Source organism: Kytococcus schroeteri (genome assembly GCF_042433515.1).
GTDB classification, from domain to species: domain Bacteria; phylum Actinomycetota; class Actinomycetes; order Actinomycetales; family Dermatophilaceae; genus Kytococcus; species Kytococcus schroeteri.
Map to the genome: position 1 here is coordinate 43,341 of NZ_JBHLVH010000013.1, position 15,184 is coordinate 58,524.

Annotated in this window: 9 protein-coding genes; 5 read left to right on the plus strand and 4 right to left on the minus strand. The window is 75.8% G+C overall.

Annotated elements, in window-relative coordinates:
- Window positions 1–38 precede the first annotated feature (38 nt).
- Complete coding sequence (locus tag ACFFHC_RS05995) at window positions 39–1,517, minus strand: aminopeptidase P family protein (protein ID WP_070705766.1); 1,479 nt, start codon at window positions 1,515–1,517, stop codon at window positions 39–41.
- 272 nt (window positions 1,518–1,789) lie between these two features.
- Here ACFFHC_RS05995 and ACFFHC_RS06000 point away from each other — a divergent pair, with 272 nt between their 5' ends.
- Both ACFFHC_RS06000 and ACFFHC_RS06005 read left to right on the plus strand, forming a co-directional pair.
- Window positions 1,790–3,466 carry a threonine/serine exporter family protein gene (locus ACFFHC_RS06000; RefSeq protein ID WP_141762050.1) on the plus strand — a complete coding sequence of 559 codons (1,677 nt, stop codon included), beginning with the start codon at window positions 1,790–1,792 and terminating at the stop codon, window positions 3,464–3,466.
- Window positions 3,463–4,308 (plus strand): PHP domain-containing protein, encoded by an 846-nt coding sequence (locus ACFFHC_RS06005; protein ID WP_379803789.1) that lies wholly within the window; start codon window positions 3,463–3,465, stop codon window positions 4,306–4,308. The genes ACFFHC_RS06000 and ACFFHC_RS06005 overlap by 4 nt, the downstream gene beginning before the upstream one ends.
- A gap of 24 nt (window positions 4,309–4,332) precedes the next feature.
- Here the strand turns inward: ACFFHC_RS06005 and ACFFHC_RS06010 are convergent, their stop codons facing one another.
- Window positions 4,333–5,865, minus strand: coding sequence for a DEAD/DEAH box helicase (locus tag ACFFHC_RS06010; RefSeq protein WP_379803792.1), 1,533 nt, complete (start codon window positions 5,863–5,865; stop codon window positions 4,333–4,335).
- A 229-nt stretch (window positions 5,866–6,094) separates the two neighbouring features.
- Window positions 6,095–6,322 (minus strand): DUF3107 domain-containing protein, encoded by a 228-nt coding sequence (locus ACFFHC_RS06015; RefSeq protein WP_070705273.1) that lies wholly within the window; start codon window positions 6,320–6,322, stop codon window positions 6,095–6,097.
- Window positions 6,323–6,409: 87 nt separating this feature from the next.
- Here ACFFHC_RS06015 and ACFFHC_RS06020 point away from each other — a divergent pair, with 87 nt between their 5' ends.
- Genes ACFFHC_RS06020 through ACFFHC_RS06030 form a run of 3 tightly spaced genes read left to right on the plus strand, consistent with a single transcriptional unit; the run spans window position 6,410 to window position 14,186 of the window.
- Window positions 6,410–7,651, plus strand: coding sequence for a ThiF family adenylyltransferase (locus ACFFHC_RS06020; protein WP_379803797.1), 1,242 nt, complete (start codon window positions 6,410–6,412; stop codon window positions 7,649–7,651).
- A gap of 47 nt (window positions 7,652–7,698) precedes the next feature.
- On the plus strand, window positions 7,699–10,833 hold the full coding sequence (locus ACFFHC_RS06025) for an ATP-dependent helicase (RefSeq protein ID WP_379803800.1): 3,135 nt from the start codon (window positions 7,699–7,701) through the stop codon (window positions 10,831–10,833).
- Window positions 10,830–14,186, plus strand: coding sequence for a UvrD-helicase domain-containing protein (locus ACFFHC_RS06030; protein ID WP_379803803.1), 3,357 nt, complete (start codon window positions 10,830–10,832; stop codon window positions 14,184–14,186). The genes ACFFHC_RS06025 and ACFFHC_RS06030 overlap by 4 nt, the downstream gene beginning before the upstream one ends.
- Window positions 14,187–14,236: 50 nt before the next feature.
- Here ACFFHC_RS06030 and ACFFHC_RS06035 read toward each other — a convergent pair whose 3' ends face one another.
- Window positions 14,237–15,154: a phosphotransferase gene (locus ACFFHC_RS06035; protein WP_141494256.1), complete on the minus strand. Its 918-nt coding sequence runs from the start codon at window positions 15,152–15,154 to the stop codon at window positions 14,237–14,239.
- Window positions 15,155–15,184 lie beyond the last annotated feature (30 nt).

Here is a 15,184-nt window from a genome sequence, read left to right on the forward strand (position 1 = left end):
GGGGACATGCCCCACCCGGCCCTCCGGCGGTGCGTGGCTCAGCCGCGCAGGCGCTTCATCCACGCCTCGACGTCCGCCGAGGTGCGGGGCATGAAGCCCGAGAGGTTCTCGCAGCCGTCTCCGGTGACCAGCACGTCGTCCTCGATGCGCACGCCGATGCCGCGGAACTCCTCGGGCACCTTGAGGTCGTCGGCCTTGAAGTACAGGCCCGGCTCCACGGTCAGGCACATGCCCGGCACCAGCTCGGCGCCCATGTACTCCTCGCGGCGGGCCAGCGCGCAGTCGTGCACGTCGATGCCCAGGTGGTGGCTCGTGCCGTGCACCATCCAGCGGCGGTGGTACTGGCCCTCGGGGGCGAGGGTGTCCTCCACGGACACGCCCTCGGGGAGCAGGCCCCACTCGTGCAGGTGCTCGGCGATCACGCGGATGGCCGCGGCGTGCACGTCGCCGAACTTGTTGCCCGGCTTCACCGCGGCGATGCCGGCCTCCTGCGCGGCGTACACCGCGTCGTAGACCTTGCGCTGGGCGTCGGTGAAGGTGCCGCCGATGGGCAGCGTGCGCGTCACGTCGGCGGTGAACAGGGAGTCCAGCTCCACGCCGGCGTCCAGCAGCAGCAGTTCGTTCGGGTCCAGGTCGCCGGTGTTGCGGATCCAGTGCAGCGTGTTGGCGTGGTCGCCGGAGGCCACGATGGAGTCGTACCCCACCCCGTTGCCGGCGTGGCGGGCGTGCAGGCCGAAGACGCCCTCCACCCAGCGCTCGCCGCGGCCACGCCGCACCGCCTCGTCGAGGTTCTCGATGACGGCGTCGAAGGCACGCCCGGTGGCCCGGACGGCCTCGCGCATCTGGTCGGCCTCCCAGTCGTCCTTGACCAGGCGCAGCACGGAGCAGGCGTGGGCGAGCTCGTCGTCGCGCTCGGTGGCCGAGGCGTCGTCGGCGGCGTCGCCGCGCACCCGGCGCACCAGCTCGGTCACGTCGCGGTCGGCGTCCGGCACCACGCGCAGGCGGTCGGCGTCGGCGGCCAGGTCGGCCTCCAGACGGTCCACGTGGCGGGCGTCCAGGCCGAGCTCGCGGCGGATGTCCTCCTCCACCGGGCGCGGGCCCACCCAGAACTCGCCGTAGCGGGAGTCGGCGAAGAACTCCTCGGAGTCACGGGCCGCCATCGGCCGGAAGTAGAAGACCGCCTCGGGCTCGCTGCCGGCCTCGCCGGTGCGGATCACCAGGACGGCGTCCGGCTCGCGGTCGGCGCCCAGGCCGGTGAGGTGGGCGAAGGCCGAGTGCGGGCGGAACACGTAGTCGGTGTCGTTGGAGCGCACCTTGAGGCCGCCGGCGGGCACCACGAGGGTCTGCTCGGGGAACTTCTCGGCCAGGGCGGTGCGGCGGGGCGCGGCGTACTGGGCGGCCTCCAGCGGGCGCACCCCGGAGAGGTCGCGCTCGGCCCAGTCCGCGGCGATGAACGCGCGGAAGTTCTCGGAGTCCGGACGGCTGCGGTGGTCCTGCTTCGGCTGCTCTTCACTCACCCGGCCAGTGTGTCATGCACCACGCTGCACACGGTGGCCGACCCCGGCGCCGAGAACGGCACCGGTGCCGTTCTCGACCGGACACCCCAACCCACCTCCGCACCGGTGCTGAACTCGACAGTCGAGTTCGGCACCGGTGCGGTTCTCGATGCCGTGTCAGGCCGAGTTCGGCACCGGTGCCGAACTCGGCCCCGGGCCCCTCTTCGGTGCCCACGTCCACGGGGTGCGACGGAACTTGTCTCCGAAGCCCCCTCCGGGTGAGAGTGTCCCGCGTGTCTCCCTCGCGTACGCCCCGTTCGTTGTCGTCGGTGGCCCGGGGTGCGCAGTCCGAGACCGCTCCGCAGCCCGCGGCCACCACGGTCCTGAACCCCGTCCAGACCGGTGCCCCGACCACCACCGCCCCCGGCGGCACCGAGGGGGAGGGCCCGGTCCCGCCGGGCGTGGCGCCGACCACCAACCTCACCACCGGCCTCTCCGAGGACGTCGCCCTGGCGCCCGGGGTGCAGCAGCAGCTGGCGCCCGGCACGGTACGCGGCAGCACGCGACGCCGCGTCATCCGGCTGGCCGACGTGGTCCGCCCCAGCTCCGCCTCGCCGGTGCCGATGGTGGAGTCCGGCGACCGCGACCTCGACGAGCGCCGCGGCCGCCAGATCATCGACCTCTCGCTGCGCACCGGTGAGGCCCTGCTCGGTGCCGGCACCCCCGCCGCCGACGTCGTGGCCACCGTGCTGCGCCTCACCTCCGCCTTCGGCGTGCGCTCGGCCCACGTGGACATCACCTTCACCTCCATCACGGTGAGCATCCACCGCGGCATGGGGGAGGACCCCCTGTCGGTGATGCGCGTGGTGCGCGCCCGCACCTACGACTTCATGGCCGTGGAGCGGCTCCAGGCCTTCGTCAACGACCTGGCCGAGCACCCCGGGGAGCTGGAGTCGGCCTCGTCCCGGCTGGAGGAGATCCTCCACGCGCCCCGCCCCTACCGGCCGTGGGTGGCCAGCGTGGCCCTGGCGATGATGGGTGCGGCCATCTCCGCGCTGCTCGGCGCCGACCAGGTCACCTGGGTGCTCACCTTCTTCTCCACCCTGGCCATCGACCAGGTGCTGGCCCGCCTGGGCCGGTGGGGGCTGCCGCCCTTCTTCGCCCAGATCGTGGCGTCCGCCATCCCGACGATGGTGGCGGTGGCCATCTACGTGGTGGAACGCGAGGACCTCCACCTGTGGGGCATCGGGCTCGACCCGCCGGGCGACCAGTACCCCTCGCTCATCGTGGCCGCCGGCATCATCGTGCTGCTGGCCGGCCTCGGCGTGGTGGGCACCGCGCAGGACGCCCTCGACGGGTACTACGTCACCGCCGGGGCGCGGGCCCTGGAGGTGGTGGTCATGACCGCCGGCGTCGCCATCGGCGTCTCCCTGGTGCTCGACGCGGCGCGGCGGGCGGGCATCGGAATGACGGTGCTCACGCGGTCCTACCTCTCGGAGGACCTGGCCACCCTGGTCATCAGCTCCACGGTGTTCTGCTTCTTCTCGGCCATCGCCACCTACGCCTCACTGCGCGCCGCCTTCCTCTCCGCGGCCCTGGGCGGCACCGCGTTCCTGCTCTTCTGGGCGCTCCAGGTGGGCGGGTTCACCTACGAGACGCGCGTGATGCTGGCGGTGGCCATGGTGAGCTTCCTGGCCCACTGGCTGGCCGGCGGCCTGCACGTGCCCTCGCTGGCGCTCACCACGGCCGTCATCGCGCCCTTCCTGCCGGGTGGGGCGGTCTACCGCGGGCTGTTCAAGCTCATGGACAACGACCCCGCCACCTACTTCGCCGGGCTGCAGGAGCTGCTCAGCGCCGTGGCCAGCGGCCTGGCCCTGGCCGCCGGGGTCAGTCTGGGCACGTGGGCGCACCGTGCGCTGGCGGGCATGAGCCGCTCGGAGCGCAAGGCCAGCCGCGTGGTGGAGACGTGAGCGGCCTCGGCGGGCAGGTCGACCCGCACACCCACTCCACCGCCTCGGACGGCACGCAGCCACCCGCCGAGGTGGTCCGCCGCGCCGCCGAGCTGGGGCTCGGGGCGGTGGCGCTCACCGACCACGACACCACCGCCGGCTGGTCCGAGGCGCTGGCGGCCGGCCAGCGGTACGGCATCCGGGTGCACCCCGGCATCGAGGTGAGCGCGCAGGTGCCGCGCCCCGACCGGCCGGTGCCCGTGCACCTGCTGGTGCACCGGGTGCCCGCTGACAGTCCCGCCCTGGTGGCGCTGCTGCGCGCGACCGTGGAGGGGCGCCACCGACGCATGGACCGGATGGCGCAGCTGGTGGCCGAGGACACCGGGTGGACCACCGAGCAGGTGTGGGCGCACGTGCCGCCGGGCGCCACGCCGGGGCGCCCCCACATCGCCGACGCGCTCGTGGCCGCCGGGGTGGTCCGGGACCGTGACGAGGCCTTCGCCGGACCGCTGCGGCGCGGCGGGCGCTATCACCTGCACCACCCGGTGCCCGACGCCGCGGACGTGCTGCGGGCCGCCGAGGCCTCCGGGGGCGTCGTGGCCCTCGCGCACCCGCTCACCGGGTCGCGCGGCCGCAACGTCACCCGCGAGGAGGTGGAGGAGCTGGTGGACCTGGGGCTGGCCGGCCTCGAGGTGCGCCACCGCGAGCACGACGCCGAGGAACGGCGCCGCGCCGCCGGGTGGGCCGAGTCGCTCGGTCTGGTCCCGCTGGGGTCCAGCGACTACCACGGCACGGGCAAGCCCAACCTCCTGGCGGAGAACACGACCCCGCTGGAGGTGTGGGAGGAGTTCCTCCGCCGCTGAGGCCGGGCCCTGCGCCGCTGGGCCTCAGCCCTCGGAGGAGGCGGACCCGCCGCGGGTGCGACGGCGACGACGCGGCCGGCGCGCCCCGCCCTCGGGGGACTCGGACACCGGGGTGGTGCGGGCGTCGCCCCCCGAGGCGTTGCGCTGCTCGCCCCGACCGCCGCGGCCCCGACCGCCGCGGCCACGGCCGCCCTGGCCGCCTCGCCGGCCACGCCCGCCCGAGCCGCCGCGCCCGCCTCGGCCACCGCGTCCGCCCTCGGGCTTCCGGGCGGACTTCAGGTCCCCCGCCTCGTCGAGGCGCTCGGCGTCCAGGCCCGCGCGGGTGCGCTGGGCGTCCGGGAGCTCACCGGTGACGTCGGTGGGGATCTGCAGGTCGGCGTAGAAGTGCGGGGAGGTGGAGTAGGTCTCCGCCGGCTCCGGGGCGCCCAGGTCGAGCGCCCGGTTGATGAGCGCCCAGCGGTGCAGGTCGTCCCAGTCCACCAGGGTCACGGCCGTGCCCCGCTTGCCCGCGCGCCCGGTGCGGCCGATGCGGTGCAGGTAGGTCTTCTCGTCCTCGGGGCACTGGTAGTTCACCACGTGGGTGACGTCGTCCACGTCGATGCCGCGGGCTGCCACGTCGGTGGCCACGAGCACGTCCACCTTGCCGGTGCGGAAGGCGCGCAGGGCCTGCTCGCGGGCCCCCTGGCCGAGGTCGCCGTGGATGGCCGCCGCCGCGAAGCCGCGCTCCACGAGCTGCTCGGCCACCTTGGCGGCGGTGCGCTTGGTGCGGGTGAACACGATCGACAGGCCGCGGCCCTTCGACTGCAGCAGGCGGGCCAGCATCTCCACCTTGTCCATGGCGTGGGCGCGGTAGACGAACTGGTCGATCGCCTCCACGATGGCGCCCGCGCCGGGCACCTCCTCCATGGCCCGGATGTGGGTGGGCTGGTTCATGTAGCGGCGTGCCATGGCCACCACGGCGCCGGGCATGGTGGCGGAGAACAGCATCGTCTGGCGGCCGGCCGGCGTGAGGGAGAGCAGCTTCTCCACGTCCGGCAGGAAGCCCAGGTCGAGCATCTCGTCGGCCTCGTCGAGCACCACGGTGCGGGCGTGGGCCAGCGTCAGGTGGCCGCGCTCGCACAGGTCGATGAGGCGGCCCGGGGTGCCCACCACGATCTCCACACCGCGCTCCAGCGCCTCGATCTGCGGCTCGTAGGCCCGGCCGCCGTACACGGTGAGCACGCGGATGCCGCGCTGGGCGGCCGCGCGCTCCAGGTCGCTGGCCACCTGCAGGGCCAGCTCGCGGGTGGGGGCCACGGCCAGGGCCTGCGGTGCCCCGGGCTGGTCGAGGGCGTCGAAGCCCGGGTCCTGCGGCGAGACCACGTGGTGCACCATCGGCACCCCGAAGCCGAGCGTCTTGCCGGTGCCGGTCTTGGCCTGGCCGATGATGTCCTGGCGGTCCAGGGCCACCGGCAGCGTCATGGCCTGGATGGGGAAGGGCGTGGTGATGCCGGCCTCTTCCAGGGCGGCGGCGATCTCGGGGTGGATGCCGAAGTCGGCGAAGGTCTTGTCGCTCATGGATCTCCTGATCGGGCGCCGGAGGCGCTGTCTGCGGGCCGATCGGAGGTCTCTCTGGGTGTCCGCGCGCGGTGTGCGCTGCTGCGGACCGGGGGCGTCGCGCCCCGTTCACGGTGTGCCGACCGGGCACCGGGTGTCCGGGCCATCCTAGGGGCACCGCGGCACCTGGGGCCGGTGCACGACGACGCCGCGCCACCGGGGGAGGGGCGCGGCGTCGGGCGGTGGGGGCTCAGGCGGTGCCGAAGCCCACGCGGCCACGGTCCTCGCTGCCGAGGTCCACGTAGCCGATCTGGGCGCTGGGCACCATCACGGAGCGGCCCTGGGCGTCGGTGAGCTCCAGCACCGGGGTGCTGCCCTCGAGGGCGGCCTGCACGGCTGCGCGCACCTCGGCGGCGGGCTGGTCGACGTCGATCGTGACCTCGCGGGCGACCTCGCGGATGCCGATGCGGATGTCCATGCTCAAACCTCGTCTTCACCTCGGGGGATGGGTCCTGCCCCAGCGTATGTCGTGTGCTCCGGCGCCCTGACGCCTAGGGTGGAGGCCATGTCCACCGTCGCCCCCGACCAGACCGCCCCGTCGACCCCGCCCGAGCGGCGGATGGCCGGCCCCGGCACCCCCCTGGCCGACATGGCCCCCGAGTTCGACCGCGCCACGGTGCAGCGCTACGCCCGCAACATCGCCACCCCCGGCATCGGCATGGTGGGGCAGCGCCGCTGGTCGGCCGCCCGGGTGGCCGTGGTGGGTCTGGGTGGCTTGGCCTCCCCGGTGCTGGAGTACCTCGCCGGGGCCGGCGTGGGGGAGCTGCTCGTGGTGGACGTGGACCCGGTGGAGCTCTCCAATCTGCAGCGCAAGCCCATCTTCGGCACCGAGTGGGTGGGACGGCCGAAGGTGGAGGCGGCGGCCGCGGGCGTGCACCGCATCAACGACCGGGTGGCCGTGCGGATGGTGGACGGCTACGTCACGGCGGAGAACGCCCTGGGGCTGCTGGAGCGCTACGACGTCATCGTCGACTGCACCGACACGCCCGAGGCGCGCCGCGTCATCGCCCGCACCGCGGCGGAGCTGGCCGTGCCCCACGTGTGGGGCGCCGTCGAGCAGTTCAGCGGGCGAGTGGCCACCTGGTGGGCGCCGCACGGGCCCTGCTCGGAGTGCACCCCGGACATCGAGCCGCCGAGCTCCTCGGCGCTGTCGTTCACCGAGTCCGGCGTGTTCGGCCCGGTGACCGGCCAGGTGGGCATGGTCATGGCCACCGAGGCGCTCAAGCTGCTGCTGGCTCTCGGCGAGCCGCTGCTGGGCTGGATCCTGCAGGTGGACACCCTCACCCAGCAGTGGACGGACGACCGCCGCGCCGCCGACCCGCAGTGCCCCGTGTGCCGTCCCGCGGCCTCCAGCGAGCGGGCTTGGGCGCACACCGGCGGCATCACGCTGCCGCCGGCCGACGAGCTGTGGCAGCCGCCGGAGCTCGACGCCTCGACGCTCCAGCAGATGATGCAGAACCGGGAGGAGTTCGAGCCCTTCGTGCTGCTCGACGTGCGCGGGGAGCACGAGCGCGAGGTGGTGGCCCTGGACGGCTCCTTCCACCTGTCGCTGGACGAGGTGCGCGAGGGGAAGGCCAAGGAGGTCTTCGGGCCGCACGACAACGTGGTGGTCTACTGCCGCAACGGGCGCCGCTCGGCCGAGGCCGCGCGCCAGCTGCACGCGCAGGGCTTCGGCGGGGTCTTCCTCCTGGACGGCGGCCTCACGCAGTGGGCGCGCGAGGTCGACCCCGAGCTGCCCGTCTGGTGAGTCGGCCCGGGCCGGAGGTTGTCGGTGGCCCGTGGTCCGATGGGGGCATGACCCCCTCGCCCCGCGCCCACCTCGTGCTCGGTGCCCCCGGCACCGGCCGCTCCACCCGGGTGGTCGAGGAGGTCCTGGCCCACCTCGAGGGCGGGGGAGACCTCTCGGAGGTGCTCGTGCTGGCGCCCTCGCGTCTCACGGCATCGATGCTGCGCGAGCGGCTCGAGGAGCGCTGGCAGCGGGGTGCCACCGGCATGCCCGTCTACTCGCACCAGGCCTTCGGGTTCTCCGTGCTCAGCCACCACGCGCGGCTCACCGGGGCCGAGCCGCCGAGCCTGCTCACGGGCGCCGACCAGGACGCGGTGCTGGCCGACCTGCTGGCCGGCGTGGCCGGTGACGACGCGGCCTTCGCCGCCGCAGGCTGGCCCGAGGAGGTGCGGGCGGCGGTGGGCACGCAGGGCTTCCGCGACCAGGTGCGGGACCTGTTCATGCGTGCGGTGGAGCACGGGGTCACCGCCGGGGAGCTCGCCGCGCTGGACGACCAGCAGGGGGAGTGCGGCACGTCGGGGTTGTGGCGCGCCGCGGCGGGCCTGATGCGGGAGTACGAGCAGGTCACGGCGCTCGCCGACCACCAGGCGGTGGACGCGGCGTGGGTGGTGGCCGCCGCCGCGGACCTGCTGGTGGTGGACGACGCGCTGGCGCAGGTGGTGGCCGAGCCGCTGCGGCTGGTGCTCGTGGACGACGCGCAGGAGCTCACGGCCGGGACGCAGGCGCTGCTGGACGCCCTGGCCGTACGGGCGCCGGACGCGCGGTGGGTGCTGGTGGGCGACCCGGACGCCGCCGTGCAGGGCTTCCGGGGTGCCCGCCCGGGGGCCTTCGTGGAGTGGGCGGGTGACCCGGAGCCGGAGGTGCTGGGGCGTTCGGTCCGGCACGGGCCGGTGCTGCGCGCCGTGGCCGACCGGGTGACCGCCCGCATCGGGGCCACGGCGGTGGCGCACCGGCGTCCCGCACCGGCGCAGGAGGGGGACGACGGCGAGCGGGCCGAGGCGCTCGTGCTGCCCAGCGCGCACGCGGAGCTCGCGCAGGTGGCCACCCTGCTGCGTCGTGAGCACGTGATGGGTGGCGTGCCCTGGCGCCGCATGGCCGTGCTGGCGCGCGGGCGCGGGCGCACCGAGCAGGTGCGACGGGCCCTGGAGCGGGCCGGGGTGCCGGTGCAGGTCTCCGGCGGCGGGCAGCCCGCGGGCAGCCAGCCGGTGGTGTCCACGGTGCTCGACCTCGTGGACGCGGCGCTCGACCTCGCGCGGCAGGGCACCGACGACCCGGCGGCACCCGTGGTGGACGAGGCGCGGGTGACGCGCTGGCTCACCTCGCCGGTGGGGGGCCTGGACAGCTCCTCGGTGCGGCGGCTGCGGCGGGTGCTGCGGGCCGAGGCGGGCACCGACTCACGCGCCACGAGCGGGGAGTTGCTCGTGGCCGCGGTGACCGACCCGGCCCACCCCTGGGAGCGGCGCGGTGCGGAGACCGGCGCCCTGCGCCGGCTGGCCACCGCCCTGCAGGCGGGGGTGGCCGCTGCGCCGCGGGCCGCCGGTGGACGCGGCTGGGCGGTCGGGGTCGATGCCGAGACGGTGCTCTGGGCGGTGTGGGACGGGCTGGGGGTCTCGGCCTCCTGGCAGCGGCAGGCCCTGGCCGGCGGGGCGGCCGGGCAGCGCGCCGACCGCGACCTCGACGCCGTGCTGGGGCTCTTCGCCGCGGCCGAGCAGTTCGTCGAGCGGCACCCCGGCGCCGGGCCGGAGGTGTTCACCGAGCGGATGCGTTCCTCGCAGGTGGCGCGCGACTCCCTCGTGCTGGGGCGGGAGCGGGAGGCCGTGCAGGTGCTCACCCCGCAGGCCGCCGCCGGGCGGGAGTGGGAGGTGGTGGCCGTGGTCGGTGTGCAGACCGGGGTGTGGCCGGACCTGCGGCTGCGCGGATCGCTCGTGGGGTCCTCGCGGCTGGTGGAGCTGGTCGAGGGGCGCACCGGCGGCATCGCCGAGGAGCTGGCAGCCGTGCGCCACGACGAGCTACGGCAGTTCCTCGTGGCCTGCACCCGGGCCACCCGGCGCCTCGTGGTCACGGCGGTGCGGGACGCCGAGGAGACCCCCTCGCCCTTCCTCGACCTCGTGGACCCGCTGCCCGAGGGGGTGGAGCAGCGCGAGTTCGCGCCGTGGTCGGTGCCGGTGGACCTGCGCCACCAGGTGGCGCACGCCCGGCGCGAGCTCCTGCACGCCGCGGGCGCCGTGCCCGAGGCCGACGAACCCGCGGGTGCCGGTACGGCCCGCACCGACCCCGGGGCCCGTGCTGCGTGGGCCGCCGAGCTCGCCGCCCTGGTGCGGGCCGAGGTGCCCCACGCCCACCCCGAGGCGTGGTGGGCACTGCGCCAGGTGTCTTCCGCCGAGGCCCCCTGGGCACCCGGCACGCTGCCGGTGGTGCGCCCCTCCTCACTGGGCACCTGGCAGGACTGCGGCCTCAAGTGGTTCCTCACCACCCACGGCGGCAGCACCCCGCCCGGTCGCGCGCAGGAGATCGGAACGCTGCTCCACGACCTGCTGGCCGAGCACCCCGAGGCCCCGCTGGAGGAGCTGCGGGCCGAGGCCGCACGCCGGCGGGAGGAGCTCGGCTCGCCGGAGGTGTGGTGGTCGCGCCGGGAAGGGGAGCGCATGGCCCAGTGGCTGCGCCGCTACGACGTCTACCGCCGCGAGTGCGGGCGCGAGCTCGTGGGGACCGAGCTGGCGCTGCGCGTGGAGGCCGAGGGGGTGCGCCTCACCGGTCGGGTGGACCGGCTGGAACGTCACCCCGGCAGCGGGGCGCTGCACGTGGCCGACCTCAAGACCGGCCACGTGGGCTCGCCCAAGGACCTGCCGGACAACGCCCAGCTCGGCGCCTACCAAGTGGCCGTGGAGGCGGGGGCCTTCGAGGCCGGTGACCACTCCGGCGGTGCCTCCCTGGTGCAGCTGGACTCCGGCGAGAAGGTGAGCACCATCGACCGGCGTCAGCCGGCCCTCGCCGACGGGCCGGTGGACCACCGTGCCCGGGTGGCCGAGGCCGGCGTGGGGATGGTGCAGGCCCGCCACGTCGCCACGGTGGGGGAGGCCTGCCGGCACTGCCCCGTCCGGTCCAGCTGCCCGGCCCGCCCCGAGGGCAAGGAGGTCGCATGAGCGAGCCCACCGGCACCACCGACCCGGCGCAGGGGTCCGGAGCGCGGCCGGCCGGCCGGCGCTGGAGCGCCGCCGACCTCGCCGACGTACTCGGCCAGCACCGGCCCACTCCGGAGCAGGCCGCCGTCATCGAGTGCACGGCGCCGGCGCAGCTCGTGGTGGCCGGTGCCGGGTCGGGCAAGACCGAGACCATGGCCGCCCGCGTGGTGTGGCTCGTGGCCAACCGCGTGGTGCGGCCCGACCAGGTGCTCGGCCTGACCTTCACCCGCAAGGCCGCCGCGGAGCTCTCCGAACGGCTCGGCGCGCGGCTCGAGGCGCTCGCCCGGGCCGGGGTGCTCGGGGAGGAGGAGCTGCAGCCGCCGGTGGTCTCCACGTACAACGCGTGGAGCGGCGGCATCGTGGCCGAGCACGGCCTGCGGGTGGGCGTGGAGCCCGGTGCCCGTGTGCTCTCGGAGGTGGAGGCGTGGCAGGGCGTCACCGACCTGGCCACCGCCTGGCCGGGCGACCTGCCCGAGGGGCTGACCTCCATCGGGTCGGTGGTGCAGGGCGTGCGCACCCTGGCCGGGCAGATGGGCGACCACCTCGTGACCGGCGCGCAGGTGGAGGCCGAGCTCGACCGCATCGATGCGCTGCTGGACACCGTGGCCCCGGTGCGGGGCGGCAAGGAGGCGGCCGCGGTGACCAGGGCGCGCGCGACGCTCGCCGCCCGCCGCGCGCTGGTGCCGCTGGTGCAGCGCTGGCAGGAGGTCAAGGCCGAGCGGCAGGTCATCGAGTTCTCCGACCAGACGCGGCTCTCGGCGCTGCTCGCCGGCGGCCACCGGGCCGTGGGTCGGGTGGAGCGGGCCCGCAGCCGGGCGGTGCTGCTGGACGAGTTCCAGGACACCACCGAGGCGCAGCTGCAGGTGGTGCGCGGGGTGTTCGCCGGCCACGCCGGGGTGAGCGTCACCGCCGTGGGCGACCCGCACCAGTCCATCTACGGCTTCCGGGGGGCCTCGGCGCGCACCATGGAGTCCTTCGTGGAGGCCTTCGGTGCCACGCAGCGTTCGCTCTCGGTGAGCTGGCGCAACTCCCCGCAGGTGCTCGAGGTGGCCAACGCCGTGGCGGCGCCGCTGCGGGCGGCCAGTCGCCTCGACCTGCCCGAGCTCTCGCCCCGCCCCGGCCACCACGGGGAGTCGGTGGTGAGCGCGGTACGCAGCACCACACCGGCGCAGGAGGCCGCCGAGGGGGCGGCCTGGCTGGGCCGGCACTGGCGTCCCGGGGAGGCCTCGGCCGCGGTGCTCTGCCGCAAGCGGTCGTGGTTCCCACTGGTCACCGAGGCGTTGGAGGCCGCCGGGTTGCCCTACGAGGTGGTGGGTCTGGGCGGGTTGCTCCTGGTGCCCGAGGTGGCCGACGTGCGCGCCCTGCTGGCGGTGGTGGACGACCCGACCCGCGGCGACCACCTGGTGCGCCTGCTCACCGGCCCGGCCACCCGCCTCGGGGCGGCCGACCTGGTGGGCCTGCACGCCTGGCGTCGGGAGCTCGAGCGCCGCTGGAACACCCGCCCCCGCGGTGACGAGGGGCTGGCCGAGCGGCGCGACCAGCTGCAGACGCAGGTCACCCTGCTCGATGCCGTGCTCACCCCCGTGGACCCCGACTGGACCGGGCCGGAGGGCGAGCACGTCGGGGAGACCGCCCGGTCTCGGCTGGCCGTGCTCGCCGAGGCCGTGACGCAGTGCCTGGGCGCGCAGCACCGCGGGGTGGGCGAGCTGGCGCTGGTGGCCGAGCAGGCCCTCGGCGTGGACGTGGAGCTCGCCTCGCGGGTTGACCTGCCGGTGTGGCGGGCGCGGGCGCACCTGGATGCCTTCCACGAGCACGTGGCCACCTTCGCCGAGGCCGGCACCCGCGAGCCGAGCCTCTCGGCGCTCATGGCTTGGCTCGACGCCGCCGAGGAGCACGACGGCGCGCTGGAGCCCGGCGCGGTGGAGGTGGACCCTGACGCCGTGCAGGTGCTCACCGTGCACGCCTCCAAGGGCCTGGAGTGGGATGCCGTGTGGGTGCCCGGGCTGGTGGCCGGCACCTTCCCCAGCGGCACCGGCACCGTGCGCGCCGTGGACGACGAGTGGGTGGCGCGGCCGGCCACCGACAGCGCCTGGTGGGCCCCGGCCAGCGGCCAGCTGCCCTTCGCGCTGCGCGGCGACTCCCCGTCCCTGCCGGTCTGGACCCTCCCGCCCGATGCGGACAAGGCGGACTTCGACGCCGCGATGGAGGACTTCGGCCGGGCCAACGGGGCGCGCGCCCTCGAGGAGGAACGGCGCCTGGCCTACGTGAGCGTCACCCGGGCGCGCTCCTGGCTGCACCTCACGGCATCGGTCTGGGGGGAGTCTGCCGCCCCCACGCCCACGAGCGACTTCCTCACCGAGGTGCTCGACCGGTGCGCCGTGGGTGCCTGGGCGCCGATGCCTCCGACCGACCCGGTGCCGGAGAACCCGGTGCGGGCCGAGCCGGTGACCGCGCCGTGGCCGCGTGAGCACGCCGACGACCTGGTGCACCACGCGCACGCGGCGGCCGCCGCCGAGGTCGGCACCGCCCTGGCCACCCGCCCGGGGGCGGAGCCGGGCTGGGACGGCATCGACGACGCCACCCGGGCCGACCTGCTGGCCTTCCGTGAGGACGTGCGTCTGCTGCTCGCCGAGCGGGACGCCGTCGACCGGCCCGGCCCCGCGGTGCCGAGCCACGTGAGCACCAGCGCCCTGGTGGCCGTCGCCCGCGACCCGCAGGCCCGGCGCTTCCTCGCGCGTCCCGTGCCCACGCCGCCTGCCCGGGCGGCGCGGCGGGGCACGGACTTCCACGCGTGGGTGGAGTCCCAGTGGGCGCCGGCGCAGCTGTTCGACGTGACGCAGGACGAGGAGGAGGCGCTGTGGGCCGACGCGGCCGAGGGCGACCGTGGCGACGCCCCGGCCGGGACCGGCGACGAGCTGAAGCGTCTGCGGGAGAACTTCCGGGCCAGCGAGTGGGCCGACCGCGTGCCGCGCTGGGTGGAGCTGCCGCTGCAGACCACCGTGGCGGGCCTGACCGTCCGCGGGCGTGCCGACGCGATCTTCCCGGCCTCACCCGCCGAACGGGCCGAGGGCCTGGAGTGGGTGGTGGTGGACTGGAAGACCTCGTCCGCGCCCGGTGGGCAGCAGGCGGCCGTGGCCGCGGTGCAGCTGGCCTGCTACCGGCAGGCGTTCGCCGCCTGGCAGGGGCTCGACCCGGCCGTGGTGGGGGGTGCCTTCTTCCACGCCGGCAACGGCGTCACGCTGCGCCCGACCCTGCCCGCGGGCGCGGAACTCGAACGCCTCGTGGGCCTGCTGCGCGCAGGCGAGGAGGCCTGAGGCCGGCGAGGACGGGGGTGCCGCGGCGGACCACCCCCGCCAGCCCGGCCTCACTCCCAGGCGTCGAGCTCCTCAGCCTCGGCGAGCAGCCGCGAGCGGTGCGCCAGCTCGGCCTCGATGTCGGCCACGGTCGCCGAGTCCCCGCGGGTGTGCGCCACCACCAGCCGCGGCAGGTCGCGCATCTCGGCCACCAGGTGGGCGCGCTCGAGCAGCCGCTCGTCGGTGCGGCCCAGCAGCTCGGCGTATCGGCTGCGCACGGCCCCCAGCACGTCCGGGGTGGCCGACCGGCTCACCACGGCGAAGTCCTCCGCGGGGTCGCCCACGTGCACCCCGGACCAGCCCATGACGGCGGCCAGGTCGTGGTCGGCGGTCACCAGCACGTGCTCGTCCACGAGGCGTCCGTGCACCACACAGGGCTGCACGACCCACAGCTCGGTGTCCTCGAGGGACTCCTCCCACCGGGAGAGCAGACGCGGCGGCACCACACCGGTCGAGGCGGCACGGTCCAGCAGATCAAGGCGCTCGATGCGCAGGTCCTCCGCGGTCGGCACCTCGGCGGCGTCGCCGAGCGCTGCGGGGTCCGTGCCGTGCAGCGCGGCGAGGAAGGCCGCGAAGTGCTCCACCACGGCGTCGCCCGGGCGCACCATCACCCAGCGCAGGGAGCGCCCGGCCACCCACGGCCGCACGCTGACGGTGGAGCCGTCGCCCAGCATCGTCCTGCCGGCCACGGCCGGGGGTGCACCGCGCAGGTCCGTCGGCAGTGTCTCGGCGAGCCGCTCACCGGGCGTGGCGTCGGTGTCGGTGCGGCGCACCGACCAGCGCCGGTCGTCGGCGTCCACCACCTGGGCCACCTCGTGGTCCGCGCCCCCGGAGTCCACCCACGCCACCCCGCGGGGTGCGATCGAGGGGACGGCGGCCACCGACCACGCCGCCATGCGTGCCCACGTGGGGCGAACCGGTTTCTTCACCTGCACCTCCCGGAGATCGGCGCCCACCTT

Bases quoted from the DNA above. Each gene is read 5' to 3' on its own strand.
- ACFFHC_RS06010 (WP_379803792.1), bottom strand. From the start codon at position 5,865: ATGAGCGACAAGACCTTCGCCGACTTCGGCATCCACCCCGAGATCGCC.
- ACFFHC_RS06015 (WP_070705273.1), bottom strand. From the start codon at position 6,322: ATGGACATCCGCATCGGCATCCGCGAGGTCGCCCGCGAGGTCACGATC.
- ACFFHC_RS06020 (WP_379803797.1), top strand. From the start codon at position 6,410: ATGTCCACCGTCGCCCCCGACCAGACCGCCCCGTCGACCCCGCCCGAG.
- ACFFHC_RS06025 (WP_379803800.1), top strand. From the start codon at position 7,699: ATGACCCCCTCGCCCCGCGCCCACCTCGTGCTCGGTGCCCCCGGCACC.
- ACFFHC_RS06030 (WP_379803803.1), top strand. From the start codon at position 10,830: ATGAGCGAGCCCACCGGCACCACCGACCCGGCGCAGGGGTCCGGAGCG.